Origin of the sequence: Komagataeibacter saccharivorans (assembly GCF_003207825.1) — a bacterium.
GTDB classification, from domain to species: Bacteria; Pseudomonadota; Alphaproteobacteria; order Acetobacterales; family Acetobacteraceae; genus Komagataeibacter; species Komagataeibacter saccharivorans.
In genome coordinates, this window is record NZ_NKTY01000074.1 from 1 (window position 1) to 1,658 (window position 1,658).

Annotated in this window: 2 protein-coding genes; one reads left to right on the forward strand and one right to left on the reverse strand. The window is 58.5% G+C overall.

Annotated elements, in window-relative coordinates; translation table 11 throughout:
• On the reverse strand, positions 1-1,212 hold a 1,212-nt coding region (locus CFR79_RS15355; protein WP_110548458.1), incomplete at its 3' end, for an RNA-guided endonuclease InsQ/TnpB family protein.
• A 22-nt stretch (positions 1,213-1,234) separates the two neighbouring features.
• Between CFR79_RS15355 and tnpA the strand changes: the two genes are divergently transcribed.
• Positions 1,235-1,648, forward strand: coding sequence for an IS200/IS605 family transposase (gene tnpA, locus CFR79_RS15360; protein ID WP_110548459.1), 414 nt, complete (start codon positions 1,235-1,237; stop codon positions 1,646-1,648).
• Positions 1,649-1,658 lie beyond the last annotated feature (10 nt).

The window sequence follows — 1,658 nt, forward strand, 5'->3', positions numbered from 1 at the left end:
CCACCCAAGGCTTCCTGCTTCAACGGGCCGCTTGATGCGGTGTCCCTCCACAGGCTTCAACGGGCTGTCCGCCCGCCGTAGAATGTTTTTCGCGGCGTTGATGTCCGCATTTTCGATATGCCCGCAGGCTGTGCAGACAAAACGTGCCTGACTGACACGGCTTGCGGGGTCTGTGACGCCACAGACAGAGCAGGTCTGGCTGGTATAGGCGGCTGGCACTTCAACCAGTCTCCCGCCACGTTCTGCCAGCTTGTAGCCCAGAAACGTGCGGAACATCCGCCATCCCTGATCCAGAATACTCCTGTTCAACCCGGACTTCTGCCGGACATTTCGGCCCGGCTCTTCTGCCGTGCCTTTTGCTGACGCAGACATGTTCCGCACCTGCAATGCCTCCACAACGACCCTGCCGTGGTTCTTGGTGATGGTCGTGCTGAGTTTGTGGAGGAAATCCTTTCGGGCATTGGCTACGCGGGCGTGAAGTTTCTGTACACGCCAGATGGCCTTGCGCCTGTTGGCGCTGCCCTTCTTCTTTCGGGATACAGCCCGTTGCGCCTTCTGTAGAGCACGCAGGGCATTCTTACCGAAATCTCCGGGAGCAATCAGTTCGCCGGTACTGGTCGCAGCAAAGACCGACACGCCCATATCCAGCCCAACAGCAGGCTGGACAGAAGATGCAGGTTCCGCACAGTCCCGCTCCCACTGGACGGACGCAAACCACTGACCAGCACGCCGGGAGAGCGTGATATTCCGAATGGCTCCCGGCAGATCATACCATCCCCGGAAGGCGACCCATCCCAGCTTTGGCAACTTGATGCGCCCCGTGCGTTTGCCGGTCCGTTCAACCCGCAGGGATGTAGGGTCGGGAAACCGGAAACTGTCGTGTAGTCCCTTACGCCGTGGCGTGGGGTAGCCGGTCCGACCAGAAAAGAAGTTCTGATAGGCTCGGTTCAGATCACGCAGAGCCTGTTGCAGCGGATGGATGGGCGCTTCACGCAGCCAATCCACCTCTTGCCGGAGTGCGGTAAGTTCCCGGCATTGCCCGGCAAAGGAGATAGCCTGTCCTGTCCGATCCCTGTAGCGCTGCCACCAGTCGCGGCGCTGTTCGAGGGCAAGATTATAGACCATCCGGCAGGCCCCGGCGATGCGAGCCAGCGTTTCACGCTGTCCTGCATCCGGGTAGAGCCGATATCTGTTGGCCTTGCGCTGGATCATTCCTCTAGAATACCATAGGTCTATGAGTTCCGACAATGATTACAGGCGCGGAAGACATTGTGTTTTTGCGCTTCATGCCCATTTGGTCTTTGTAACCAAATACCGCCGCCGCGTCTTCACCGCTGCAGTCCTGAAGGATATGCAGACCATCTTTGAGAAAGTCTGCACGGACTTTGAAACCCACCTTGTGGAGTTCGATGGGGAAGATGACCATGTGCATCTTCTGGTACATTACCCACCCAAGGTACCGTTATCTGTCCTCGTGAACAGCCTCAAAGGCGTGTCCAGCCGCAGGCTCCGACAGATGCACCCAGCCCTTGTGCAGCGTTACTGGCGCGGCGTGCTCTGGTCGCCCAGCTATTTTGCAGCCTCATGCGGCGGTGCGCCCCTGTCCATCATCCGGCAGTATATCGAGCAGCAGAGAACGCCAGATTGAAACGCCGGAA

What these genes read in the sequence shown, in the direction of transcription:
- tnpA (WP_110548459.1), top strand. Translation starts at nt 1,235, where the DNA reads ATGAGTTCCGACAATGATTACAGGCGCGGAAGACATTGTGTTTTTGCG.